General features: G+C 68.1%; 25 protein-coding genes. 17 read left to right on the top strand and 8 right to left on the bottom strand.

Annotated elements, in window-relative coordinates:
- The first annotated feature begins 14 nt into the window (after positions 1 to 14).
- From nudE to ACT9F5_RS06195, 9 genes are all read left to right on the top strand, one after another.
- Positions 15 to 560 carry an ADP compounds hydrolase NudE gene (gene nudE / locus ACT9F5_RS06235; RefSeq protein WP_445119023.1) on the top strand — a complete coding sequence of 182 codons (546 nt, stop codon included), beginning with the start codon at positions 15 to 17 and terminating at the stop codon, positions 558 to 560.
- Positions 557 to 1,372: a 3'(2'),5'-bisphosphate nucleotidase CysQ gene (gene cysQ, locus ACT9F5_RS06230; RefSeq protein ID WP_445119022.1), complete on the top strand. Its 816-nt coding sequence runs from the start codon at positions 557 to 559 to the stop codon at positions 1,370 to 1,372. The genes nudE and cysQ overlap by 4 nt, the downstream gene beginning before the upstream one ends.
- Positions 1,369 to 2,187 carry a nucleoside triphosphate pyrophosphohydrolase gene (gene mazG / locus ACT9F5_RS06225; RefSeq protein WP_445119021.1) on the top strand — a complete coding sequence of 273 codons (819 nt, stop codon included), beginning with the start codon at positions 1,369 to 1,371 and terminating at the stop codon, positions 2,185 to 2,187. Before cysQ ends, mazG begins: the two co-directional genes overlap by 4 nt.
- Before the next feature lie 87 nt (positions 2,188 to 2,274).
- A complete protein-coding gene (locus ACT9F5_RS06220) occupies positions 2,275 to 2,985 on the top strand; it encodes a response regulator (protein ID WP_445100706.1) in 711 nt (236 codons plus the stop codon).
- A gap of 16 nt (positions 2,986 to 3,001) precedes the next feature.
- Positions 3,002 to 4,291 carry an ATP-binding protein gene (locus tag ACT9F5_RS06215; RefSeq protein WP_445119020.1) on the top strand — a complete coding sequence of 430 codons (1,290 nt, stop codon included), beginning with the start codon at positions 3,002 to 3,004 and terminating at the stop codon, positions 4,289 to 4,291.
- 135 nt (positions 4,292 to 4,426) lie between these two features.
- Positions 4,427 to 5,911, top strand: a complete 1,485-nt coding sequence (locus tag ACT9F5_RS06210) for an efflux RND transporter periplasmic adaptor subunit (protein ID WP_445119019.1) — start codon at positions 4,427 to 4,429, stop codon at positions 5,909 to 5,911.
- On the top strand, positions 5,908 to 6,636 hold the full coding sequence (locus tag ACT9F5_RS06205; RefSeq protein ID WP_445119018.1) for an ATP-binding cassette domain-containing protein: 729 nt from the start codon (positions 5,908 to 5,910) through the stop codon (positions 6,634 to 6,636). Before ACT9F5_RS06210 ends, ACT9F5_RS06205 begins: the two co-directional genes overlap by 4 nt.
- A complete protein-coding gene (locus tag ACT9F5_RS06200; RefSeq protein WP_445119017.1) occupies positions 6,633 to 7,868 on the top strand; it encodes an ABC transporter permease in 1,236 nt (411 codons plus the stop codon). The genes ACT9F5_RS06205 and ACT9F5_RS06200 overlap by 4 nt, the downstream gene beginning before the upstream one ends.
- A 113-nt stretch (positions 7,869 to 7,981) precedes the next feature.
- Positions 7,982 to 8,986, top strand: a complete 1,005-nt coding sequence (locus ACT9F5_RS06195; protein WP_445119505.1) for an isoaspartyl peptidase/L-asparaginase — start codon at positions 7,982 to 7,984, stop codon at positions 8,984 to 8,986.
- A gap of 6 nt (positions 8,987 to 8,992) precedes the next feature.
- On the opposite strand, the gene ACT9F5_RS06190 is transcribed toward ACT9F5_RS06195, so the two are convergent.
- A complete protein-coding gene (locus tag ACT9F5_RS06190) occupies positions 8,993 to 9,475 on the bottom strand; it encodes a VOC family protein (protein ID WP_445119016.1) in 483 nt (160 codons plus the stop codon).
- Between the two features lie 233 nt (positions 9,476 to 9,708).
- On the opposite strand from ACT9F5_RS06190, the gene ACT9F5_RS06185 reads away from it, so the two are divergent.
- The 8 genes from ACT9F5_RS06185 to ACT9F5_RS06150 all read left to right on the top strand — a co-directional run bounded on the left by ACT9F5_RS06185 (position 9,709) and on the right by ACT9F5_RS06150 (position 15,308).
- The gene (locus ACT9F5_RS06185; protein WP_445119015.1) at positions 9,709 to 10,089 is read left to right on the top strand and encodes a diacylglycerol kinase; all 381 of its coding nucleotides are present in this window, start codon (positions 9,709 to 9,711) and stop codon (positions 10,087 to 10,089) included.
- A gap of 30 nt (positions 10,090 to 10,119) precedes the next feature.
- A complete protein-coding gene (locus tag ACT9F5_RS06180) occupies positions 10,120 to 10,845 on the top strand; it encodes a TerC family protein (protein WP_445119504.1) in 726 nt (241 codons plus the stop codon).
- Between the two features lie 109 nt (positions 10,846 to 10,954).
- A complete protein-coding gene (locus ACT9F5_RS06175; RefSeq protein ID WP_445119014.1) occupies positions 10,955 to 11,593 on the top strand; it encodes a LemA family protein in 639 nt (212 codons plus the stop codon).
- 20 nt (positions 11,594 to 11,613) lie between these two features.
- Positions 11,614 to 12,549 (top strand): TPM domain-containing protein, encoded by a 936-nt coding sequence (locus tag ACT9F5_RS06170; protein ID WP_445119013.1) that lies wholly within the window; start codon positions 11,614 to 11,616, stop codon positions 12,547 to 12,549.
- Positions 12,550 to 12,559: 10 nt separating this feature from the next.
- A complete protein-coding gene (locus tag ACT9F5_RS06165; protein WP_445119012.1) occupies positions 12,560 to 13,048 on the top strand; it encodes a TPM domain-containing protein in 489 nt (162 codons plus the stop codon).
- Between the two features lie 70 nt (positions 13,049 to 13,118).
- Complete coding sequence (lgt, locus tag ACT9F5_RS06160; protein ID WP_445119011.1) at positions 13,119 to 13,991, top strand: prolipoprotein diacylglyceryl transferase; 873 nt, start codon at positions 13,119 to 13,121, stop codon at positions 13,989 to 13,991.
- Positions 13,988 to 14,782, top strand: coding sequence for a thymidylate synthase (locus ACT9F5_RS06155; RefSeq protein ID WP_445119010.1), 795 nt, complete (start codon positions 13,988 to 13,990; stop codon positions 14,780 to 14,782). Before lgt ends, ACT9F5_RS06155 begins: the two co-directional genes overlap by 4 nt.
- Before the next feature lie 19 nt (positions 14,783 to 14,801).
- The gene (locus ACT9F5_RS06150) at positions 14,802 to 15,308 is read left to right on the top strand and encodes a dihydrofolate reductase (RefSeq protein ID WP_445119009.1); all 507 of its coding nucleotides are present in this window, start codon (positions 14,802 to 14,804) and stop codon (positions 15,306 to 15,308) included.
- A gap of 100 nt (positions 15,309 to 15,408) precedes the next feature.
- Here the strand turns inward: ACT9F5_RS06150 and ACT9F5_RS06145 are convergent, their stop codons facing one another.
- From ACT9F5_RS06145 to ACT9F5_RS06115, 7 genes are all read right to left on the bottom strand, one after another.
- Positions 15,409 to 16,269, bottom strand: coding sequence for a symmetrical bis(5'-nucleosyl)-tetraphosphatase (locus tag ACT9F5_RS06145; RefSeq protein ID WP_445119008.1), 861 nt, complete (start codon positions 16,267 to 16,269; stop codon positions 15,409 to 15,411).
- A gap of 13 nt (positions 16,270 to 16,282) precedes the next feature.
- Positions 16,283 to 16,666 carry a Co2+/Mg2+ efflux protein ApaG gene (gene apaG / locus ACT9F5_RS06140; protein ID WP_445119007.1) on the bottom strand — a complete coding sequence of 128 codons (384 nt, stop codon included), beginning with the start codon at positions 16,664 to 16,666 and terminating at the stop codon, positions 16,283 to 16,285.
- Positions 16,667 to 16,732: 66 nt separating this feature from the next.
- Positions 16,733 to 17,596, bottom strand: a complete 864-nt coding sequence (gene rsmA, locus ACT9F5_RS06135; RefSeq protein ID WP_445119503.1) for a 16S rRNA (adenine(1518)-N(6)/adenine(1519)-N(6))-dimethyltransferase RsmA — start codon at positions 17,594 to 17,596, stop codon at positions 16,733 to 16,735.
- Entirely contained in the window at positions 17,596 to 18,573 is a 978-nt protein-coding gene (gene pdxA / locus ACT9F5_RS06130; RefSeq protein WP_445119006.1) for a 4-hydroxythreonine-4-phosphate dehydrogenase PdxA, read from the bottom strand. Before pdxA ends, rsmA begins: the two co-directional genes overlap by 1 nt.
- A complete protein-coding gene (locus tag ACT9F5_RS06125; protein ID WP_445119005.1) occupies positions 18,574 to 19,917 on the bottom strand; it encodes a peptidylprolyl isomerase in 1,344 nt (447 codons plus the stop codon). It abuts the gene before it with no gap.
- Entirely contained in the window at positions 19,914 to 22,262 is a 2,349-nt protein-coding gene (gene lptD / locus ACT9F5_RS06120; protein ID WP_445119004.1) for an LPS assembly protein LptD, read from the bottom strand. Before lptD ends, ACT9F5_RS06125 begins: the two co-directional genes overlap by 4 nt.
- A gap of 150 nt (positions 22,263 to 22,412) precedes the next feature.
- Entirely contained in the window at positions 22,413 to 23,342 is a 930-nt protein-coding gene (locus tag ACT9F5_RS06115) for a histone deacetylase family protein (RefSeq protein ID WP_445119003.1), read from the bottom strand.
- Between the last annotated feature and the right edge of the window lie 6 nt (positions 23,343 to 23,348).

Genomic DNA, 23,348 nt, shown 5'->3' with positions numbered 1-23,348 from the left:
GGGGACTATCCTCGATGAGCCGACGCCTGCCGACCATCCACAGCGTCGTTACCGATGACAGTGGTCCGTACCGGGTCGAACACCTCGACCTGGAGTTCAGCAACGGCGAGCGCCGGCGGTTCCAGCGGCTGCACGGGCGTGGCCACGGTGCGGTGGTGGTGGTGCCGATGCTCGATGACGACACGGTGTTGCTGGTGCGCGAGTACGCGGCCGGCCTGCATCGCTACGAGCTGGGGCTGGTCAAGGGCCGGATCGATGCCGGCGAAACACCGCTGCAGGCTGCCGACCGCGAACTCAAGGAGGAGGCCGGCTACGGCGCCCGCTCGCTGACCGTGCTGCGCGAGCTGACCCTGGCGCCGACCTACATGAGCCATGCGACGCACCTGGTGCTGGCGCGCGACCTGTACCCCGAGCGCCTGCCCGGCGACGAGCCCGAACCGCTCGAAGTGGTGCCATGGAAGTTGAACTCATTGCACGAACTGATCCTGCGCGAGGATTTTTCCGAAGGACGCAGCATCGCGGCGTTGTTCATTGCAAGGGAGTGGTTGCTCAACCGATGAAGATCGACCCGGTTAAAATCGACCTGGAGTTGCGCGATGGCGTCATTGCCGTTGCACGTGCCGCCGCTGCCCGGATCCTGGAGATCTACGACAGCGAGTTCGCGGTCGACCACAAGGATGACCGTTCGCCACTCACCGCGGCGGACCTCGCCGCGCATCGCTGCATTGTCGACGGGCTCGCACGCCTGACCCCGGACATTCCGGTGCTCTCGGAGGAGTCGTCCGGCATCACCACCGGACAACGGCGGTCGTGGTCGCGCATGTGGCTGGTCGACCCGCTCGACGGCACCCGCGAATTCGTCAAGCGCAATGGCGAGTTCACGGTCAATATCGCGCTGATCGAGGACGGCGTATCGACCTTCGGCGTGGTCCAGGCCCCGGTGACTGGCGTGGTCTGGCAGGGCGGGCACGGTATCGGGGCGTTCCGCCGCGACGGCGACGGCAACGAACAACCACTGCGCGTGCGTGCGCCGGCGACCGCGCCGCTGCGCGTTGCCGCCAGCCGCTCGCATCGCGACCAGCGCACCGTGACGTTCATCGAGCGCATGGGCGAGGTCGAACCGGTCGGTCTGGGTTCGTCGTTGAAGTTCTGCCGGATCGCCGAAGGCGCGATCGATGTCTATCCGCGCTTCGGCCCGACCAGCGAATGGGACACCGCGGCCGCCCAGGCCGTGCTGGAAGGCGCCGGCGGCAGGGTGCTCGACCTGCGGGGCCGGCCGTTCCGCTACAACCAGCGCGACACCCTGCTCAACGGGGAGTTCATCGCGCTGGGCGACACCGCATTGCCGTGGCAGGCCTGGGCCGCCGCATGAGCGACGACGCGAACGGTATCCATCGCCTGCTCGACATCATGGCCCGCCTGCGCGATCCACACGCGGGTTGCCCGTGGGATGTCCAGCAGACGTTCGCCACGATCGCGCCCTATACCGTCGAGGAGGCCTACGAGGTCGCCGATGCGATCGACCGTGGCGATCTCGCCGGATTGAAGGACGAACTCGGCGACCTGTTGCTGCAGGTGGTGTTCCATTCGCGGATGGCGCAGGAGCAGGGTGCATTCGACTTCGACGGCGTGGTCGCCGCGATCTGCGACAAGATGGTGCGACGCCACCCGCATGTGTTCGGCGACGAATCGGTGGAGGACGTCGCGACGCAGACCGTCGCGTGGGAGGAACTGAAGCGACGCGAGCGCGCGTCCGCCGGGGAGACCGACACCTCGGCACTGGCCGGCATCGCCCGCGGCCTGCCGGAGTGGCAGCGCGCGGTGAAGCTGCAGAAGCGCGCCGCGCGGGTCGGCTTCGACTGGCCCGGCCACGAACCGGTGATCGCCAAGCTGCACGAGGAGATAGAGGAGGTGCGGGTGGAGTTCCAGGCGCGCGCGGCCCACCCCGATGACCCGGCCGTGCGGGACCGGCTGGAAGACGAAATCGGCGACCTGTTGTTCGTGGCCGCCAACCTCGCGCGCCATGCGGACGTGGACGTGGGCGGCGCGTTGCGACGGGCGAACCACAAGTTCGAGCGCCGGTTCCGTGCAATGGAGGCGATCGCGACGGCCGAAGGGCGAGAGCTCGACGGGCAGCCGCTCGACGCACACGAGGCCTACTGGCAGCGGGCGAAGGCGCTGGAATAGCCGCCGCGCCCGTCCGGGTAGCCACCTTCACGGCACGTCTACCTGCGGCCCTGCAACCTTCACAAAACTGAAGGGTGGAGAACACGTATGTCGGGTACCCGCGACGGTGGTCTGGTCCTGATCGTCGAGGACAATCGCAATATTTCGGAAATGGTGGGCGAATACCTTGAAAGCCGTGGCTTCGAGGTGGATTTCGCTGCCGACGGCCTCGACGGTTACCGGCTGGCCGCGGAAAACAGTTACGACGTGATCGTGCTCGACCTGATGCTGCCGCGGCTGGACGGCATCGAGGTCTGCAAGCGCCTGCGCGAGGAAGCGCGCAAGTCTACGCCGGTGTTGATGCTGACCGCGCGAGACACGCTCGACGAGAAGCTCACCGGCCTGTCCGCAGGCGCCGACGACTACCTGACCAAGCCGTTCGCGATCCAGGAACTGGAAGCCCGCCTGCGCGCGCTGATCCGGCGTGAGCGGCGCCAGGTCGGCGGCGAGGTACTCAAGGTTGCCGACCTGGTGCTCGACCCGGCCAGCCTGCGGGTCACCCGCGGCGGCAGCGAACTGCAGCTCTCGCCGATCGGCTTGCGCCTGCTGACGATCCTGATGCGCGAATCGCCGCGCGTAGTCAGCCGCCAGGAGATCGAGCGCGAGATCTGGGGCAACGGGCTGCCGGACTCGGACACGCTGCGCAGCCACCTCTACAACCTGCGCAAGACCATCGACAAACCGTTCGACAAGCAGCTGCTGCACACCGTGCAGTCGGCAGGCTACCGGGTCGCGGACATCTCGCAGCCGCCCGAGTGACGGCGTTGCGCATGCCATGACCCAAGGTCTTCCGCGCCGGATCAAGCTTGCATTCATTGTGCAGGCGATCCTGGGCAGCATCGTCATCACGGCCGGCGTCGTACTCGCCGGCCTGCTGGTGCGCGAAGGCGTCCTGTCGCAGAGGATGCAGCGCGAGGCCGACGTGTTCTGGACGGGGCGCGCCGCCAGCCCGGCGTATCCGTTGCCCCGGACCTCGACGATGGCCGGCTATGTCGATCCCGCCGCGCCGGGTGACCGCACGGTGCCCCGCGAGCTGCGCCACCTCGAACCCGGCATGCACCAGCGTCCCCTGCCCGGCGTGGCGGGGAAGAAGCAGGACGTGCTGGTCGACCGTCGTCCGCAAGGCACGTTCTACCTGACCTTCGAAGCGGGGCATGTCGACCGCGCGATCCTGCTGACCGGGCTGGTTTCGCTGATCCTGTCGCTGCTGGCGACCTACCTGATTTCCTGGCTTACCTACCGTACTTCCAAGCGCCTGGTCGGGCCGGTCAGCTGGCTGGCCAACGTGGTGTCCAACTGGGATCCGCGCGACCCCGATGCCAGCGCGATCACCCCGCGCAACCTGCCGCCTGAAGCGGGCAGCGAGGTGCGCCACCTGTCGCGCGCACTGGTCGGCCTGGCCGACCGGGTCGCGGATTTCGTCGAGCGCGAACGCGACTTCACCCGCGACGCAAGCCACGAACTGCGCACGCCGCTGACCGTGATCCGCGTCGCCACCGACATGATGCTGGGCGACCCCGACACCCATCCGCGCACCCTGCGTGCACTGGCGCGGGTGCAGCGCGCCGGTCGCGACATGGAAGCGGTGATCGACGCGTTCCTGATCCTCGCCCGCGAGGCGGACATCGCGCCACAAAGTGCCGAGTTCGAGGTTCGCGACATCGTCCACGACCAGGTCGAGCGGGTGCGGCCGATGCTGCAGGACAAGCCGGTGTCGATCGAGGTGGTCGACAACGGTGCGCCGCGACTGTTCGGGCCGCCCCACGTGCTCGCGGTGATGCTCGGCAACCTGCTCAGCAATGCCGTGCACTTCACCGACCACGGTGACATCGAGGTCCGGCTCGGGCCGGACCGGATCGACGTCCGCGACAGCGGCATCGGCATGGATGCGCAAGCCCTGGCCAAGGCATTCGAACCGTTCTATCGCGCCGACCCGTCGCGCGAGGAAGGCAAGGGCATGGGTCTGTCGATCGCACGCCGGCTGGGCGAGCGCATGGGCTGGCCGGTCAGCCTGCACAGCCTGCCGGGACAAGGCACCACGGCGACGATCCGCTTCCTCGGCTGAACCATCCGGCTGCCTGTACGCAGCCGGTCGCAGGCGCGTGGCCACCGCCGTGCCTGTCAACCGCGCGCGCGCGCGTGCGTTGGCGTTTCAATCCCCACGCGTGACCAACAATCCATGACAACTGCCCGGAAGTCCGTGTCCAACCCGCATCGCCGCAAATGGTGGCGTCGCGGCATCGCCGCGGTGGTGGTGTTGGCCGTGATCGTTGTTGCGGCATACCTGTGGCAGGGGCGCGGTGCGTCGGCCGGGGGCGGCTACCGCACCGCCACGGTCGAGCGGGGCGACATCCGGGTGACGATCTCCGCGACCGGCACCCTGGCTGCCATCTCCACCGTGGACGTTGGCAGCCAGATCTCCGGCCAGGTCACCGAAGTGCTGGCCGATTTCAACGACCGCGTGACCCGGGACCAGGTCCTCGCGCGGATCGACCCGAGCACGTTCGACGCACAGATCGCCCAGGGCGACGCCGCGGTCAACGCCGCCCGTGCCAACCTCGCCACCGCCCAAGCCAGCCTGCGCAATGCCGAGGCCGATTACACCCGCAAGGCCGAGCTGGGCCGCGACCAGCTGGTGGCCGCCAGCGATGTCGACCTCGCCCGCGCGGCGCGCGACCAGGCCCGCGCGCAGGTCAATGCGGCGCAGGCGCAGATCGTCCAGCAACATGCCTCGACCCAGACCGCACGGCTCAATCTCGGCCGGGCCGTGATCCGCTCGCCGGTCGACGGCGTGGTCCTGACCCGGACCGTCGAGCCCGGCCAGACCGTGGCGGCGAGCCTGCAGTCGCCGGTGCTGTTCCAGATCGCCGAGGACCTGTCGCAGATGGAGATCGTGCTGGCGATCGACGAGGCCGACATCGGCCAGGTCGCGGCCGGGCAGGCGGTGTCGTTCAGCGTCGATGCGTTCCCCGACCGCCAGTTCCGCGGCAGCGTGCAGCAGGTGCGGCTGTCGGCGACCAACACCAACAACGTCATCACCTATCCGGTGGTGGTGGCGGTCGACAACAGCGACCAGATACTGCTGCCCGGCATGACCGCCAGCGCCGAGATCGAGGTCAGCCGCCGCGACGACGTGTTGCGCGTGCCCAACGCCGCGCTGCGCTACAAGCCGGCCGAGGGCGAGGCCGCCGAACCGGCGCCGGCCGCAGGTGGTGCCGGCGTGATGTCCGAGTTGCCGGGTATCGCCGCCGCGCTGAAGCTCGACCCTGCGCAGCAGGCCGCCTTCGACAGCGCGCTCGAGGCGATGCGGCAGCGCCGTGCCGCACGTGCCGCGCCTGCCGCGGCGACGCCGTCCAATGGCGGCGGCTCGATGTTCGGCGGGCCGCGCGGTGGAAGCCCGCGCGCTGCGGATGGCGGCGGCATGCGGCAGCGGATGCAGGAGCGCTTCCGGCAGCAGTTCGCGCCATTCCGCGAGACCCTGTCCGAGGCCCAGCAGGCCAGTTGGGATCGTGAGCTCGCGGCGCTGGCCGCCGCGCGCCGGGTGACGCTGTACCGTCTCGTCGACGGCGGCGCCGAAGCGATTACGGTCCGGGTCGGCGCCAGCGACGGCAGCTGGACCGAGGTGTCGGGTCCGCTATCGGATGGCGAGACGGTCGTCGTCGGCGTCGAGCGCCCGGTCGAATGAGCACGCGACCGGCCGTGATCGAGACCCATGGCCTCGGCAAGGTCTACTCGCCGGGCACCCAGGCCGAGGTGGTCGCGCTTCATGGCGTCGACCTGCGCATCGACCGCGGCGAGTTCGTCGCGATCATGGGGCCGTCGGGCTCGGGCAAGTCGACCCTGATGAACCTGGTGGGCTGCCTCGACACGCCGAGCAGCGGTCGTTACCTGTGCGATGGCATTGACGTGGCGACGCTCGATGCGGAGGCGCTGGCGGTGCTTCGTCGCGACAAGATCGGTTTCGTGTTCCAGGGTTTCAACCTGCTGCCGCGCATGAGTGCGCTGGAGAACGTGGCGATGCCGATGGGCTACGCCAACGTGCCGCATGCCGAGCGCATGGAACGTGCACATGCGGCGCTGGCGGCGGTCGGACTGGCCAGCCGCGAATCGCATCGGCCCAGCGAGTTGTCCGGCGGCCAGCAGCAACGCGTCGCGATCGCGCGCTCGCTGATCAACCGGCCGCCGATCCTGCTGGCCGACGAACCGACCGGCGCGCTCGACAGCAGGACCGGCGAGGAGATCCTCGCGTTGTTCAAGCAGTTGCAGGCCGATGACCACACCGTCGTGCTGATCACCCACGACCCCGAGGTCGCCGCGCACGCCGACCGCGGCTTCGTGATGCACGACGGCGAGTTGCACGATGCCACTTCGCCGTTCGCGCAGGCGCACTTCCCGGGGCTCGCGCGATGAGCTTCCTGGAAGTCCTGCGCACCGCGATCTTCGCCCTGCGCGGCAACTGGCTGCGCAGCGGACTGACCTCGCTGGGCGTGATCATCGGCATCGCGGCGGTGATCGTGATGGTCTCGGTCGGGCAGGGCACGCAATCGGAAATCGACAAGCTGGTCTCCGGGCTTGGCTCGAACCGCCTCGACATCGGTCCGAACGCGCGGCGTGGCGCCGGTGGCGTGCGCATGAGCGCGAGCAGTTTCTACACGATCGACGAAGACGACGTCGACGCGATCCGCGAGCAGATCCCGGAAGTGCAGTACGTCGCCGGTTCGATGCGCGGCAGCGCCCAGGTGGTGTTCGCCGAGAACAACTGGTCGGCCGACTGGGAAGGCGTGCAGGCGGACTACTTCGAACTGGAGAACTGGCGGCTGGCCTCGGGCGCGGGATTCGACGCGCGCGACTACAACGGCGGCGGCAAGTCGGTGATCCTCGGCGAGACGGTGCGGCGCGAGCTGTTCGGCGACGAGGATCCGGTTGGCCAGAGCGTGCGCATCGGACGGGTGCCGTTCACCGTGGTCGGTACGCTGGAGGCGAAGGGGCAGGGCGGCTTCGGCCAGGACCAGGATGACGTGATGCTGGTGCCGCTGGAGACGGCGCGTCGCCGGCTGATGGGTTCGATGGGATTGCCGCCGGGCGCGGTGCGACAGATCGCGGTCGGGGTCGCGCGGGCTGACGACCTGGCCTACGTGCAGGGGCAGATCGAGTCGTTGCTGCGCCAGCGCCACGACATCCAGCCGGGTGCGGAGGACGATTTCCGGGTGCGCAACATCGCCGAGATCGTGGCGACGCGGACGCAGACGACGCGGTTGATGTCGCTGCTGCTGGGGGCGGTCGCGACGATCTCGTTGATCGTCGGTGGCATCGGGATCATGAACATCATGCTGGTTTCGGTGACCGAGCGGATCCGCGAGATCGGCTTGCGCATGGCGGTCGGGGCGGGGCCGTCGGACATCCGCCGGCAGTTCCTGGCGGAGGCGATGCTGATTTCACTGATCGGCGGGGCGCTGGGGATCGGGATCGGAATTGTCGGTGCGCTGCTGGTGGGTAGGTTCGGTGCGCTGCCGGTGGTGTTGAACGGGCAGGTGGTTGGGTTGGCCGCCGGCTTCTCGATCGCCACGGGCTTGTTCTTCGGTTATTACCCGGCGCGCAAGGCGTCGCTGCTGGATCCGATCGAGGCGTTGCGGCAGCAGTAGGGGCCGGGCGATGACATGAACGGGCGTCGCAAAATCGCCTTCACCGGCCGCGCTATCCTCGATCCGTCCATCGACATGGTCCAACCGACATGCACAAGCCCGCCTTCCCGGCCATCCTCGCGTTCTCGATCCTGCTGCTTGCCTTATCTGCCATGACCGCCCACGCACAAGATCCCGCAACCCCGTCGCAAGCCGAGTCGAGGACCGCGCTGGTGATCCACGGCGGCGCCGGTTACGTGCCGCGTGAATCGCTTGATGCCGAGGCGGAGCGGGCGGCGCGCGCGGACCTTGGGCGTGCGCTGGATGCCGGCAACGCGATCCTGTCCGCGGGTGGCACGGCGCTCGACGCGGTGCAGGCCGCGATCGTGGTGCTGGAGGAATCGCCGCGCTTCAATGCCGGCAAGGGTGCGGTGTTCAACGCGCGAGGTGGACATGAACTCGACGCTTCGATCATGGAAGGCCACACCCGACGTGCCGGGGCGGTCGCCGGGGTCACCACGGTGCGCAGCCCCATCACGCTCGCGCGGACCGTGATGGAGCACTCACCGCACGTGATGCTGGCCGGCGAGGGCGCGGAGGCGTTCGCCGATTCGCGGCCGGAGATCGAGCGCGTTCCCAATGACTGGTTCGATACCGACCATCGCCGCAAGGCGCTGGAGAAGGCGCAACGGCAGGCCGCCGCGGGCGATGGACATCCCGGGCAGTACTTTGGGACTGTCGGCGCGGTGGCGCTTGATCGCCATGGCCATATCGCCGCGGCCACCAGCACGGGCGGCATGACCAACAAGAAGTGGGGCCGGGTCGGCGACTCGCCGGTGATCGGCGCCGGGACCTGGGCCGACGACAAGTGCGGCGTGTCCGGAACAGGCTGGGGCGAGTTCTACATCCGCAACGCGGTCGCCCACGACATCTGCGCCCGCGTGGCCTACCGCGGCGACTCGCTCGCGGAGGCGGCCGAAGAAGTGGTCAACCGCATCGTGCCCGCGGCCGGCGGCGATGGTGGCGCGATCGCGCTCGATCGCGAAGGCAATATCGCGATGCCGTTCAATACCGGCACCATGTACCGGGCGTGGATCAAGCCCGATGGCAGCCGCGGCATCGCGATCTTCGAGGAGTAGCCGGGTCTACTGGCCCTGCTGTTCCGTCCACGCGGCCATGCGCTTTTCCATCTCGTCCGGCGGCACGTCCTCGACGTGCGTCGCCAGCGCCCACTTGTGCCCGAACGGGTCGATCACCGAACCCATGCGGTCGCCCCAGAACTCGTCCTTGATCGGCTTGTCCGCCCTGGCACCGGCATCCAGCGCCCGCTGGTAGGCGCGATCGACCTCGTCGCCATAGACCATGAAGCTCACCGTGGTCCCGCCGCGCGCGTTGGGACCGATCGCCTGCATGTCGGGCCACTCGTCCGACAGCATCAGGTTGCAGTCGCCGATGCGGATCTCGGCGTGGCCGATGCGGTCGCGGCCGTCGGCGTCCTTCATTGGCAGGCGGTACAGCTCCTGTGCGCCGAACGCCCGCTGGTAGAAATCTATCGCCGCGGCGGCATCCTCGACGATCAGGTAGGGGGTGACGCTGTGGTAGCCGTCGGGGATGGGGGGCACGGCCATGGGCATGTTCTCCGGAAGCGGCTCTGGACGCGCCAGCGTGTCGCGGACCCTGCTAACTGTGCGCGAAGGTTGCGTTAGCGCCCCGCAGGACCGGCGGCGGGGTGGCCCTTGTGGCAAAATTGTCCGTCGGGCGGCCATTGGCCCGTCGCCCGGCCCGCCCACCCAAGAAACCTCGATGACGATCCCGCGCAACGCTGCCGATCCCATGCCCACCCACGGACGCCTCCGCTGAGATGGCCGACGAGATCGGTAACCTGCCGCGCCGCCCGGGTCGCGTGTTGCTGGCGGCCAAATGGTCGATACAGGGCTTGGCCGCCGCCTGGCGGCATGAATCCTCGTTCCGCCTCGAGGTCTACCTGTTCGTGCTGCTCGCGCCGCTGGCCTGCTGGCTCGGCCAGACCCCGGTGGAGCGCGTGCTGCTGATCGGCTCGATGTTGCTGGTGTTGAGCATCGAACTGCTCAACTCGGCGATCGAGGCGGTGATCGAACGCTACGGCGCCGAGTTCCACGAACTGGCCGGCCGGGCCAAGGACATGGGCTCGGCCGCGGTGTTCGTACTGATGATCAACGTGGTGCTGACGTGGGGGATCATCCTCTACGGCCGGCTGGATTGAACACAAAACTGGGAACCAACCGTGATTGAAATGCTGATGGATCCGGAAGTCTGGATCACCCTGATCACCCTGAGCGCGATCGAGATCGTGCTGGGCATCGACAACCTGGTGTTCATCTCCATCGCGGTCAGCAAGCTGCCGGTCGAGACGCGCGAGCGCGCCCGCAAGTTCGGCATCGCGGTCGCCTGCCTCAGCCGGATCGGCCTGCTGCTGACCCTGGCCTGGCTGGCCGGACTCACCAACGACCTGTTCACGCTGTTCGGGCAGGGCATCTCGGTGCGCGACCTGGTGCTGATCCTGGGCGGCGCGTTCCTGCTGGTGAAGGGGAGCATGGAAATCCGCGACGGGATCGTCGGCGAGGCGGAGTCAGAGGACATCCACACCAAGCCGGTGACGTCGTTCGGCATGGTGATCGCGCAGATCGCGGTGATCGACATCGTGTTCTCGCTGGACTCGGTGATCGCCGCGGTCGGCATGGCCAGCCAGACCTGGATCATGGTCTGCGCGATCCTGCTGGCGGTCGCGGTGATGCTGCTGGCGGCAACCCCGCTGGGCAGGTTCATCGAGCGCAACCCGACCATCAAGATGCTGGCGCTGGCCTTCATCGTGCTGATCGGCGCCTACCTGGTGGCGGACGGTTTCGGGCTGCACATCCCGAAGGGCTACATCTACGGCGCGATGGGTTTCTCGGCGCTGGTCGAGTGCCTGAACCTGTGGGCCAAGCGGCGCCAGCTGCGGCGCGTCACCGGCGACTGATGCGGGCGCGCATGCGCTAGCGGTCCGTTGGCGGCTTCACGCAGCCGCTATTGCGCGGCCCCGCGGGCGGTGGTGCAATGCCGGCCATCGCCACGCAAGGAGTCGCGCCATGCGCATGTTGCTCGTGCTGCTGTTGTCGGTACTGCTGAGCGGTTGCGGCTACAACACCATCCAGCAGAAGGACGAGGCCGTCACCGCGGCCTGGTCACAGGTCCTCAACGTCTACAAGCGCCGCGCCGACCTGGTGCCGAACCTGGTGGCGACGGTCAGGGGCTATGCGTCCCATGAGCAGCAGGTCCTGACCGAGGTCACCGAGGCGCGCTCGCGGGTTGGCAGCATCAACGTCAATGCCGACGATCCGGCATCACTGCAGCAGTTCCAGCAGGCCCAGGGGCAGCTGCAGAGCGCGATCGGGCGCCTGTTGCTGGTCAGCGAGAACTATCCCGACCTCAAGGCCAACCAGAACTTCCTGCAGTTGCAGGCGCAACTGGAAGGCACCGAGAACCGGATCACGGTCGAGCGCCAGCGCTACATCGAGTCCGTGCAGGACTACAACACCTATATCCGCAAGTTCCCGACCAACCTGACGGCGATGGTGTTCGGCTACGACCCCAAACCCAACTTCACGGTCGAGAACGAGGCGCAGATCCAGCAGCCACCGCAGGTTGATTTCGGTGCGCCGGCGGCGTCGCCGCAGCCGGCTCCACGACCGTCCGCGCCGCAGCAACCCGCGCCTTCCAACGGGTGAGTGATTCGCGACCCGGCGCAATGACCTTCAGGCAATGCGGCCACGCGCCAGGTTGGCTGGTGCGGCTCGTGTTGTTGCTGGTGCTGTCACTGTCCAGCCTGCTGGCGACCGCGCAGCAGCTGGCGCCGATTCCGCCGCTGGATTCTCCGGTGGTCGACGTCACCGGCACCCTCGATGCAGCCACGCGCCAGCAACTGGAAGCGCAGGCTCTGGCGTTGCAGCAGCGCAAGGGCAGCCAGTTGCAGGTGCTGGTGGTGCCGACGACCCAGCCGGAAGACATCGCCCAGTACGCCGTGCGGGTGTATGACCAGTGGCGGCTGGGGCGCGAGAAGGTCGACGACGGCCTGTTGCTGGTGGTCGCCAAGGACGACCGTCGGGTACGGATCGAGGTCGGTTACGGCCTGGAGGGCGCGATCCCGGATGCGACCTCGATGCGGGTGATCCAGGAATACATGGTGCCGCGGTTCCGCGCGGGCGATTATGCGGGCGGGATCAGCGACGCCACCGCGGCACTGGTCAAGTTGGTCGACGGCGAGGCATTGCCGCCACCGATGGCGAGCCCCCGGAAGCAGTCGGACGGCGGTGGGGGGGGCTGGCTGTTCGCGGTGTTCGCGGCCTTCATCGTCGCCCAGGTCGCGCGCGGGATCCTTGGCCGTGCACCGCGCGCGGTGCGCGGGATCGGTGCGGGCCTGGCCGCGGGCGGGGTTGCGTGGTTGCTGTCGTCACTGCTGCTGGTCGGTGGCATCGGCGGATTGATCGGCCTGTTGTTCGGTCTCGCCAGCGGGTCTGGTGGTCGTTTCGCCCGAGATGGGGGTTGGGGTGGCTTTGGCGGAATGGGTGGCGGTGGCTGGGGCGGTGGCGGCTTCGGAGGCGGAGGCGGCGGCGGTTTTGGCGGCGGCGGCTGGTCCGGTGGCGGTGGCATGAGTGGGGGCGGCGGCGCCTCCGGCAGCTGGTGAGGATGGCCTGATGCGCGTGCTCAAACACCTGTTCGCTCCCTCGGCGCGGCGCCTGTTCCCGGAAGCGCGCCTGCAGCGGATCACCGACGCGATCAAGGCTGGAGAGCTGCTCCACCGCGGCGAGATCTGCTTCGCGGTCGAGGCCGCGCTGCCGGCATCGGCGGTACTTGCCGGTCGCCAGGCACGCGACCGCGCCGGCGAGGTCTTCAGCCAGTTGCGGGTCTGGGATACCGAGGCCAACAACGGCGTGCTGCTGTACTTGCTGCTGGCCGACCACCGGATCGAAATCATCGCCGACCGGGGTTTCCGTGACCGGGTCAGTGCCGAGCAATGGCGCGGCGTGTGCAAGCTGGTCGAGGAACGGCTGCGCGCGGGTGATTCCGGGTCCGCGGTAGTCGGCGGTATCGAGGCCCTTTCGACACTGGTGGCCGGACACTTTCCGCGGGGCCCGGATGATGTCGACCACAACGAGTTGTCGGATGTGCCCCACGTTTTCTGATGGCGCCGCCGGGCAAGCCCGCGATGGCTCGGGCACAATGGCCACTGCCCCGTAGGAAGCCGCGCGCTACATGATCATCCTGCACCAGATCGACCCGATCGCCTTCGGCCTCGGCCCGCTGCAAGTCCACTGGTACGGGATCATGTACCTGCTCGGTTTCGGCCTGGCCTGGTGGCTCGGCCGGCGCCGGATCCGCGCCGGCCGCCTGCCCGGCGTCGACGAGCAAGCCTTCGGCGACCTGTTGTTCTACGGCATGCTTGGCGTCGTCCTCGGTGGGCGGATCGGCTACGTGTTGTTCTACGGATTCGAGGACCTGTTGCGCGACCCGCTGATGCTGTTCCGCATCTGGGAAGGCGGCATGAGTTTCCACGGTGGCCTGCTGGGCGTGATGGCGGCGACCCTGTGGTGGGCGCGCAAGCACCGCCTGCATTTCTTCGACGTGGCCGATTTCGTCGCGCCATTGGTGCCGCCGGGACTGGGGTTCGGGCGGATCGGCAATTACATCGGCGGCGAGTTGTGGGGCAAGTTCACCGATGGTGGCTGGGGCGTGGTGTTCCCGCGGGCTGCCGAGTTCGCCGGGTTGAGCAACGAGCAATTGCAGGCGCAGTTCGCCGCCGGTGCGCTCGACCGCTTCGCCCGCCATCCGTCGCAGCTCTACCAGGCCGCGCTGGAAGGACTGGCGATGTTCTGCATCCTCTGGTGGTACTCCCGCAAGCCGCGTCCGCGCTACGCGGTCGCCGGGCTGTTCGCGCTGCTGTACGGCACCTTCCGGTTCCTGGTCGAGTTCGTCCGCATGCCGGATGCGCAGCTGGGCTACCTCGCGTTCGGCTGGTTGACCATGGGCCAGGTGCTGAGCCTGCCGCTGGTCGCGATCGGCCTGTTCTGGTTGTGGCTGTCGCACCGCTCGCCGACGCTGCGACCGCAACCGCCGGAACCGTCATGAAGCAATACCTTGAACTGTTGGGCCATGTGCTCGAACACGGCAGCGAGAAGTCCGACCGCACAGGCACCGGCACCCGATCGGTGTTCGGCTGGCAGATGCGTTTCGACCTCAACGAAGGCTTCCCGCTGGTCACCACCAAGAAGCTGCACCTGCGTTCGATCGTGCACGAGCTGCTGTGGTTCCTGCGCGGCGAGACCAACGTCGCCTACCTCAAGGACCACAAGGTCAGCATCTGGGACGAGTGGGCCGATGAAGCCGGCGAACTGGGGCCGGTGTACGGCAAGCAGTGGCGCCGCTGGGCGGGCGCGGATGGGATCGAGATCGACCAGATCAAGTGGGTGGTCGAAGAGATCAAGCGCAACCCGGATTCGCGCCGGCTGATCGTGTCGGCGTGGAACGTCGCCGACCTGCCGCTGATGGCGCTGATGCCGTGCCACACGCTGTTCCAGTTCTACGTGGTCGACGGCAAGCTCAGCTGCCAGCTGTACCAGCGCAGTGGCGACATCTTCCTCGGGGTGCCGTTCAACATCGCCAGCTATGCGCTGCTGACCCACATGGTCGCGCAGGCCTGCGGGCTCGGCGTGGGCGACTTCGTACACACGCTGGGTGACGCGCACCTGTATTCGAACCATTACGAGCAGGCCCGCGAGCAGCTGTCGCGCGAACCACGTGCACTGCCGACATTGAAGCTCGACCCTGCGGTGACCGACATCTTCGCCTTCGGTTTCGACGACATCGCGATCGAAGGTTACGACCCGCATCCGGCGATCAAGGCGCCGGTCGCGGTATGACGCAGCGGTTGGTGGCCGGATGACCGCACTGGTGCTGATTGCGGCGTTCGATCGCAACCGCGCGATTGGCCGCGGCAATGCATTGCCGTGGCGCCTGCCGGATGACCTCAAACGCTTCAAGGCGTTGACCCTGGGCAAGCCGGTGCTGATGGGGCGAAAGACCGCCGAATCACTCGGCCGCGCGCTGCCGGGGCGGCGCAACCTGGTGCTGACGCGCTCGGGTGAAGTGCCGTTCGAGGGCATGCAGGCGGTTGCGTCGATCGACGGCGCGCTTGCGATTGCGCACGACGATGGGGCGGCGGAGCTGTGCGTGATCGGCGGCGGCGAGGTCTACGCGTTGTGCCTGGCGCAGGCGACGCGGATGCACCTGACCCATGTCGATACCGCGGTCGAAGGTGCTGATGCGTTCTTCCCGGCGTTCGATCCGGCACAGTGGCAAGTACTATCCCGGGATCCGCATGCAGCCGATGCGAAACATGCCTTCGCGTTCGACTTCGTCGATTACCGCCGGACCGAGCTGTTGTAGGAACGACTTCAGCCGCGATCTGGAGTTTGTTCGCCCTCACTGGCTCAGATCGCGGCTGAAGCCGCTCCTACAAACCGCTCGCCATCGCGGGCGATCCCTTTCAACGCCTTGGGCGGTGCCGCGGTTTCGGCGGATTCGCCGGCACGTCGCGGCCAGGCACCTGCACGATGCGCAACTCGTCGGTGTCGAGCTGCAAGGCGGTCAGCTTGCCGCCCCAGACCGCACCGGTATCGATGGCGTGCACGCCGTGCCCGATGAACAGCCCCAATGCCGACCAGTGGCCGCAGACGATCCGCAGGCCGCGCTCGGCGCGGCCGGGCACCGCGTACCAGGGGTACAGGCCGGGCGGTTGGGTGCCGGGCACGCCCTTGTCCTCGTAGGAGATGCGCCCGCGCGGTGAGCAGTAGCGCAGGCGGGTGAGGATGTTGATGATCGCGCGCTGGCGATCCAGTCCGGCCAGGCGCGGGTTCCACACCGGGCCGTCACCGTACATGTTCTTCAGCAGGCGGCCGTACTGCTCGCCCTGCAGGCGCTCCTCTATCTCGCGGCCGTGCTTTTCGGCGAGCTGCGCGGTCCATTTCGGCGCCAGTCCGGCGTGCACCATCATCCAGCCGAGCGCGCGATCGACGTGCACCAGCTTCTGCATGCGCAGCCAGTCGAGCAAGGTCGGCCCGTCCTCGGAGAAGACGATCCGCTGCAGGTCGGGGTTGACCTTGCGCTGCTCCTCTTCGCGGCGCTGGCCGACCGCGAGCAGCGACAGGTCGTGGTTGCCGAGCACCACCGTGGCGTGGTCGCGCAACGAGTGCACCAGCCGCAGGGTCTCCAGCGACTGCCCGCCCCGGTTGACCAGGTCGCCGCAGAACCAGAGGCGGTCGCGCGCGGGGTCGAACGCGATCTTCTCCAGCAACCGCTGGGTCACGTCGTAACAGCCCTGCAGGTCGCCGATGGCCCAGACGCTCATGCCGGCATCGCCATCAGTGCAGGGTGCGCGGCACGGTCAGGGTGAACGCCGGGATCGGCGCGTCGAAGCCGGTGCCGTCGTCGGCCAGCATCGCGTAGCTGCCCTCCATCGTGCCCAGGTCGGTCTCGAGCACGGCGCCGGAGGTGTACTCGAAACCTTCGCCCGGTTGCAGCCACGGCTGCTCCCCGACGACGCCTTCGCCCTTGACCTCCTGCACCTTGCCGTTGGCGTCGGTGATCACCCAGTGGCGCGACAGCAGGCGTGCGCCGACCGTGCCGCGGTTGCGGATCTGGATCGTGTAGGCAAACACGTACCGGTCCTGCGAGGGTTCGGACTGGTCATCGAGGTAGCGGGTGGCGACATCGATGTCGACCGCGTATTCAGTGGAGCGTTCCATGCCGGCTAGTGTATGACGTAGGCAGGTGAAGCGCGCATGGTGATGCGCGATGCAACCGGCGCGCGGCTAGCCCGGCAGTGAGTTGGACAGGCGTATGAAGTCGGCCACGTCCAGTTGCTCGGCACGGGCGTCCGGACGGATGCCCGCGGCTTCGATCGCGGCGGAATCGCAGACCTGCGACAACGCGTTGCGCAGGGTCTTGCGCCGCTGGCCGAATGCGTCGCGCACGACCCGCTCGAACTGCGCGCGATCCTCGATGCCGATCGTGTCCGGCGCATGCGGCACCAGTCGCACCACTGCCGAGTCGACCTTCGGCGCCGGTCGGAACGCGCCGGGCGGCACGGTGAACAGCGGCGTGACCGTGCAGTAGGCCTGCAGCATCACGCTCAATCGACCGTAGACCTTGCTGCCGGGACCGGAGGCCATCCGCTCGACGACCTCCTTCTGCAGCATGAAGGTCATGTCGGAGATCGCGTCGGCATGCTCGAGCGCATGGAACAGGATCGGCGACGACAGGTTGTAGGGGAGGTTGCCGACCAGGCGGATCTGCCTGGCGGTGGCCGGGGCTCCGTCGCCGTCGTGGTCGTCATCGGCGGCCAGGGCGCCGAAGTCGACCTTGAGCACATCGCGATGGATCACGGTCAGCGTGCCATGCGCGCGCGCGGCCTCGGTCAGCGGGAAGATCAGGTCGCGGTCGAATTCGATTACGGTCAGCGCGCCATGCCGATCGAGCAGCGGGAAGGTGATCGCGCCCTGGCCCGGGCCGATCTCGACCAGGCGGTCGCCGGGCTTGGGGTTCACCGCCTGCACGATCCTGTCGATGATCGTGCGCTCGTGCAGGAAGTTCTGGCCAAGGTGTTTCTTGGCCTGTGCTGCGAAACCGTCGGAGCGGGTCCCGGTTGCGGCGCTGGGATGGCGGTTCTTCGACATCATGCGGTGGCTCTCGTCCTGGCGATGCGTGCACAGGTTTCCGCGGCGGCGACCAGGCTGGACGGGTCGGCCCTGCCGGTGCCGGCGAGGTCCAGCGCGGTGCCATGGTCGACCGCGACGCGTGGGTAGGGCAGGCCGAGGGTGAGGTTGACGGCCTGTTCGAAGCCGCTGTACTTGAGCACCGGCAGGCCCTGGTCGTGGTACATCGCCAGCACCGCGTCGAACTCGCGCAGCCGGGCCGGCAGGAACGCGGTGTCGGCCGGCAGTGGTCCGATCAGCTCCAGGCCATCGGCTCGCAACGCGCGAATGACCGGTTCGATCACCTCGATTTCCTCTCGGCCGAGATGGCCGGCCTCGCCCGCGTGCGGGTTCAGTCCAAGGACCGCGATGACCGGGTCCGCGATGCCGAAGTCGGTGCGCAGCGCCGCGTGCAGGATACGCAGCGTGCGTGAAAGCGATTCGATGCCGATCGCATCGGCGACCGCACGCAACGGCAAATGGGTGGTCGCCAGGGCGACGCGCAGGGTCGGGGTGGCCAGCATCATCACCACGTCGCGGCCGGCCTGCGCCGCGAGCAGCTCGGTGGTGCCGCTGTAGGCGATGCCGCCCTGGTTCACTACCGCCTTGTGGACCGGCCCGGTGACGATGCCGTCGAAATCGCCACGCAGGCAACCGGTGGCGCCCCGGTGCAGCGCATCGACGACCGCACGCGCGTTGTGCGGATCAGGCTGGCCGAACCGGCTGGGCACGGCGTTGGGGATCTCGATCAGGGCCAGTTCGCCGGCGGCCGCGCCACCGTCGCGTGCGTCGACCAGCCGCAGGGGCAGGTCCAGCACGTCGGCGGCCGCCAGCAGCGTGGCGCGGTCGGCGAACGCGGTCAGCGAATAGTCGCGCCGTTGCTGGGCGAGGCGTACGCAGAGCTCCGGCCCGACGCCGGCCGGCTCACCCGGGACCAGCGCGAGCCGGGGCGGGGCCACTCAGCCGCCGGCGGCCGGCGCGGGCGCCGGCTCGGCGGCGGGCACTGTGTCGGGCTCGGCCTGGTTGCGGAACTCGACGAAAGCCTCGCCACGCATCTCGCGCAGGAAGCGGTTCCACTGGTCCTCGAGCTTGCGCCGCCCGATGGTCTCGCGCGTTTGGGCACGCTGGTTGTCGTCGCCGACGTCGGCCTCACGGGTCGCGGTGCGCTTGACGATGTGCCAGCCGGCCTGGGTGCGGAACGGCGCGGACACCGCGCCATCGGCGAGGGCCGCTACCTGGTTGCCGAAATCGGGGCCGAAATCGTTCTGGCTGAACCAGCCCAGATCGCCGCCGGCGGCCTGCGAGCTCGGGTCTTCCGACGATTCGCGGGCGAGCTCGGCGAAGTCGGCGCCGCCCACGATGCGGGCATGCAGCGTGTCGGCTTTGGCTTTGGCCTCCGCCACGCTGGTGTCGTCGTCGACCCGGACCAGGATGTGGCTGGCCTGGAACTGGGTGACCATGCTCGACCCGGCCTGCGAGGCGTCCCGGGCTTCCACCAGTTGCAGCAACTGGAAGCCACTCGGGCCGCGGATCGCTGCGGTGACCTGCCCGGGGGACATCTGGCTGACCAGTTCGGCGAACGCGGCCGGGATTTCGTTGGCGGCGCGCCAGCCCAGGTCGCCGCCTTCCAGCGCGTTGGGGCTGTCGGAATAACGCACGGCAGCGGCGGCGAAATTCATCTCGCCACGATCGAGCAGGGCCTTGATGCCTTCGATCTTGGTCTGGGCGGTGGCGATCTGTTCCGGCGTGGCGCCTTCCGGCAGCGCGACCAGGATGTGGGCGAGGTGGAATTGCTGGCCGCTGGCCTGCTGCGAGGAGAGCGCGGCTTCGACCTCGGCGTCGCTGACCGAAATCTGGCTCTGGGCGAAACGCTGGCGCAGGCGTTGCACCAGGAGCTCGTCGCGGATCGAGTCGCGGAACTGGTTGAACGAGCTGCCGTCGGCGGTGAGCTGCGCGCGCAACTGGTCGATGCTGGCCTGGTTCTGCGCGGCGATCGAGCCGATGGCCTGGTCGATCTCCTGGTCGGTGACGCGCACGCCGGTGGCTTCGGCACGCGCGACCTGCAGTTTCAGCAGCACCAGGCGCTCGGCGACCTGCCGCTCCAGCACGTTCGCCGGGGGCAACTGCTCGGCGCGACCGGCGTACTGGGCACGGATGTTGCCGACCGCACGGTCGAGTTCGCTTTGAAGGATCACGTCCTCGTCGACCACCACGGCGATGCCGTCGATGGGCTGCAACTGTTGCGCCAGCGCAGGCGAAGCCAGCAGCGCGGCGGCGAGGACACACGCGAGAAATTTCTTCATGGGATCGGATCGATGGAGTTGTCGAAGTTGCCGGCGTTCACCGAAGAAGGCGGCAAGAGATAGAGATCGTCACGATCGTAACCGAGGATAGCACGGCTCAATATTTCCTCGGATTTCTGACCGGCCGAACCCAGGCCCTTGAGCTCGAATTCGAGTCGCAGGGAATCATCCAGGTCGCCGTTGCGCTCGCGGATGTAGCGTCGCGCGACCAGTCGTACCGCCATGCAGCAGCTTTCCCATTGCACGCCGGCGATCGACTCGAGCAGCTTGTCGTCCTCGAGCGAGTAGTAGTAGCGGCCAACCACGCTCCAGTTGGGCGTCACCGGGTACAGGAACGAGAGGTCGACCTGTTCGGTCAGGTCGCGGCGGTAGCGGTAGCCCAGGTTGATGACACCGGTGTCGCCGACCAGGTAACGGGTACTGAGGCTGGCCAGGTCCTGGCGCCGGAAGTTGGGGTCCCACTGGTAGGCCGCGTGGATGCTCCAGCGGTCGCTTGGAGAGACGCCAAGGTCGGCGACCCACGCCGACTTGCCGTGCTCGATCGGCGGACTGGAACCTGCAGTTACCCTGCTGTCCTCGAAGTACTGGATCTGGCCGAAGCTGGCCGACAGGAGTTCGCGCCCGTCTTCCTGACTGATCAGGCGGGTGGTAACCGCCGTGGTGAGTTGGTTGGCGTCGACCTGGCGGTCGCCTCCGGTGAAACGGTTGTCGCGGAACAGCTGCCCCCAGCTGAACGTCATGGGCCGGGTGTCAAAGAGCGGCAGGCCGCCCTGGTCCTCATAAGGCACGTTGAGGTAGAAGATCCGTGGCTCCAGCGTGTGCAGGTAGGACTCGCCGCGGAAGTTGAACTGGCGGTCGAAGAACAGCCCGGCATCGAGGGAGGCGATTGGCAAGCTGCGGCTCGGGGATGCATCACCGTCGTTGGCTGCGGCGAGTTTGTCGTCGAGTTCGTAGGCCGTGTAGCGCCAAGCCAGCTTGGGGGTCATGAACCAACCCGCACCTTCCAGTGGCAAGCTCACGAACGGCTTGAGGTCGAGGCGACTGCCCTCGTTGCGGATGTCGTGGCTGAAGCGTACGGCTTCGGCGTTGAGGCCAGTCTCGAACCAGCGGCCGAGTGGCTGCTCCCAATTGAGATGGGCGCGGGGGAGCTTGTCGTAGCGCACGCTGCGTTCGGAGAGGGTGTAATCCGCCAACTGGTTGTGGGTCACGGTCAGGCTGGAGTCCCAGTATCGTCCGCGGCCGTACAGGCCCGCGGAACTGGCCAGGTGGTAGGCCGACATTCCGTACTGGCTGTTGCTGAAGTCCTCCAGGTAGTGGGTGTCGCTGACCCAGGCGAGATTTGCCCGGGCAGCCCAATGTTGAGTCACGTTATGGACGCCGTTGAACCGCAGGCTGCCACGATTCTTGGTGGGTAACTCCGGATCGTCGACGTAGCGTCCCGGTTCCCTTTCGGGAAGCTTGTCCTTGGGCATCCACTCGCCATAGAAGGTGCCCTTGCCGCCCGGGTACAGCCAGCGGAATTCGCCACCCAGTTGCACGCCGCGCTGGGTCATCAGGCGCGGATTGAGCGTGGCGTCGTAGTTGGGCGCCAGGTTCAGGTAGACCGGTTGCAGCCAGTCGAAACCGTTGCGGCTGGACAGTTTGATTTTCGGGTACAGCAGGCCGGTGCGTCGACGGTCGTCGATCGGGAACATCAGCCATGGGACGTACAGCACCGGCACCTTGCCGATCCGCACCGTCGCCTTGTGGGCGATGCCCAGGCCTTCGGCGGTGTCGATGTCGATGCGCTTGGCGCGCAGTTCCCAGGCGCGTTGCGACGGAGGGCAGGTCGAATAGGTCGAGCCGACCAGGGCGCCCTGGTCGCCTTCCAGCTCGATTCGCTCGGCACCGCCGTTGCCGCGCCGCTTGATCAGCTGGTAGCGCAGGTCCTCGATGGTGTGCGCGTCGGCCTCCTGGTCGCCGTGCGCACGCTCGGCGAGGATCCGCATGCCGGTGTCCTGGTAGCGCACGCTGCCCTCGGCGACGTAGGTGCCCTCGTCGCTGTTGTAGGTCAGCTTGTCGGTACCAAGGAACTGGTCGCCGCGGGTGAGCTCTACGTTGCCCTGGAAAACGGTGCTGTCGGCCTCGCTGGCATTCAGGGCGTCACCGGCGATGTCGGTGGGCTGGTCGGCGCGGTCCGCGGTGGCGCTGCCGGGCGCGGCGTCGGGGACGGGTGCGTCCTCGAAAGCGGGCACGGCGTCCTCGATCGGGCACAATCCCCAGTTCTCGGAATCCTCCTCGGCGTGGGCCGGCAACGCCAGCGCGATGCACAACGACAACGGGAGCAGGCGGAAGCTGTTGCGCACGCGGCCATCCGGTGGGCGGAAACGGCCGCTAGCTTGCCGCATCGCCGGGATGGCGGCAATTCGGCGCATGGCCGCGCCATCCAAGCATTCATGTTTGCGTGCACCCGATGAAGGCGTCCGGATCGTTGGACGACGACCCCCGGGGGTGGGCTAGCCCAGCAAGGCCTGGACGTGGGCGACGCTGCTTTCCCGCAGGGCGGCGAGGTCATACCCGCCCTCGAGCATCGATACCAGCCGGCCCTGCGCGTGGCGTTCGGCGACCGCGACCAGTTCGGCGGTGAGCCAGCGGTAATCGTCCGCATCCAGCTCCAGCTGTGCCAGCGGGTCCAGGCGGTGGCCGTCGAAACCGGCCGAAACCAGCAGCAGCTGTGGCCGGAAACCCTGCAATACCGGCAGCAACCGGTCGCGCCACGCGGCCCGGAATTCCCCGCCGCTGGTGCCGGGCGCCAGTGGCAGGTTGATCACGTTGCCGACGCCCTGCTCCTCGGCGCCGCCGCTACCCGGAAACAGCGGCGACTGGTGCGTCGACAGGTACATCACCCGCGGGTCGGACTGGAAGATCGCTTGGGTGCCATTGCCGTGGTGGACGTCGAAATCGACCACCGCCACCCGTTGCAACCGATGCGCGTCGCAGGCGTGCGCGGCCGCGACGGCGATGTTGTTGAACAGGCAGAAGCCCATCGCGGTGGTGGCGGTGGCGTGGTGGCCGGGCGGGCGCACCGCGCAGAACGCCCGACGGGCATCGCCAGCCATGACCGCGTCGACCGCGGCGACGCCGGCACCGGCGGCACGCAATGCGGCTTCGGCCGAACCGTGGCCCAGCGAGGTATCCGGGTCGAGCGCCAGGGGTTCGGAGCCGGTAGCGATCCCCGTGTCGAGCACACGGGCGAGCAGGGCGTCGTCGTGCACCCGGGACAGTTGCCCCCGGCTGGCACGCGGCGCATCCCGCCAGTCGATGGCCGGGAAGGCCGCGGAAACCGCTTCGATGACGGCCTGCAGGCGGGCTGGCCGTTCGACGTGGGCCGCGCCGGGATCGTGGGCAAGGCAGGCGGGATGGGTGTAGAGGCGAAGGGGATCCACGCGTCG

Source organism: Lysobacter sp. F6437, from assembly GCF_052547215.1.
Note: the sequence above shows the minus strand (reverse complement) of the source record. Positions and strands in the feature narration are given on the sequence as shown.

Bases quoted from the DNA above. Each gene is read 5' to 3' on its own strand.
- nudE (WP_445119023.1), top strand. From the start codon at position 15: ATGAGCCGACGCCTGCCGACCATCCACAGCGTCGTTACCGATGACAGT.
- cysQ (WP_445119022.1), top strand. From the start codon at position 557: ATGAAGATCGACCCGGTTAAAATCGACCTGGAGTTGCGCGATGGCGTC.
- mazG (WP_445119021.1), top strand. From the start codon at position 1,369: ATGAGCGACGACGCGAACGGTATCCATCGCCTGCTCGACATCATGGCC.
- ACT9F5_RS06220 (WP_445100706.1), top strand. From the start codon at position 2,275: ATGTCGGGTACCCGCGACGGTGGTCTGGTCCTGATCGTCGAGGACAAT.
- ACT9F5_RS06215 (WP_445119020.1), top strand. From the start codon at position 3,002: ATGACCCAAGGTCTTCCGCGCCGGATCAAGCTTGCATTCATTGTGCAG.
- ACT9F5_RS06205 (WP_445119018.1), top strand. From the start codon at position 5,908: ATGAGCACGCGACCGGCCGTGATCGAGACCCATGGCCTCGGCAAGGTC.
- ACT9F5_RS06200 (WP_445119017.1), top strand. From the start codon at position 6,633: ATGAGCTTCCTGGAAGTCCTGCGCACCGCGATCTTCGCCCTGCGCGGC.
- ACT9F5_RS06190 (WP_445119016.1), bottom strand. From the start codon at position 9,475: ATGGCCGTGCCCCCCATCCCCGACGGCTACCACAGCGTCACCCCCTAC.
- ACT9F5_RS06185 (WP_445119015.1), top strand. From the start codon at position 9,709: ATGGCCGACGAGATCGGTAACCTGCCGCGCCGCCCGGGTCGCGTGTTG.
- ACT9F5_RS06180 (WP_445119504.1), top strand. From the start codon at position 10,120: ATGCTGATGGATCCGGAAGTCTGGATCACCCTGATCACCCTGAGCGCG.
- ACT9F5_RS06175 (WP_445119014.1), top strand. From the start codon at position 10,955: ATGCGCATGTTGCTCGTGCTGCTGTTGTCGGTACTGCTGAGCGGTTGC.
- ACT9F5_RS06170 (WP_445119013.1), top strand. From the start codon at position 11,614: ATGACCTTCAGGCAATGCGGCCACGCGCCAGGTTGGCTGGTGCGGCTC.
- ACT9F5_RS06165 (WP_445119012.1), top strand. From the start codon at position 12,560: ATGCGCGTGCTCAAACACCTGTTCGCTCCCTCGGCGCGGCGCCTGTTC.
- lgt (WP_445119011.1), top strand. From the start codon at position 13,119: ATGATCATCCTGCACCAGATCGACCCGATCGCCTTCGGCCTCGGCCCG.
- ACT9F5_RS06155 (WP_445119010.1), top strand. From the start codon at position 13,988: ATGAAGCAATACCTTGAACTGTTGGGCCATGTGCTCGAACACGGCAGC.
- ACT9F5_RS06150 (WP_445119009.1), top strand. From the start codon at position 14,802: ATGACCGCACTGGTGCTGATTGCGGCGTTCGATCGCAACCGCGCGATT.
- ACT9F5_RS06145 (WP_445119008.1), bottom strand. From the start codon at position 16,269: ATGAGCGTCTGGGCCATCGGCGACCTGCAGGGCTGTTACGACGTGACC.
- apaG (WP_445119007.1), bottom strand. From the start codon at position 16,666: ATGGAACGCTCCACTGAATACGCGGTCGACATCGATGTCGCCACCCGC.
- rsmA (WP_445119503.1), bottom strand. From the start codon at position 17,596: ATGTCGAAGAACCGCCATCCCAGCGCCGCAACCGGGACCCGCTCCGAC.
- ACT9F5_RS06125 (WP_445119005.1), bottom strand. From the start codon at position 19,917: ATGAAGAAATTTCTCGCGTGTGTCCTCGCCGCCGCGCTGCTGGCTTCG.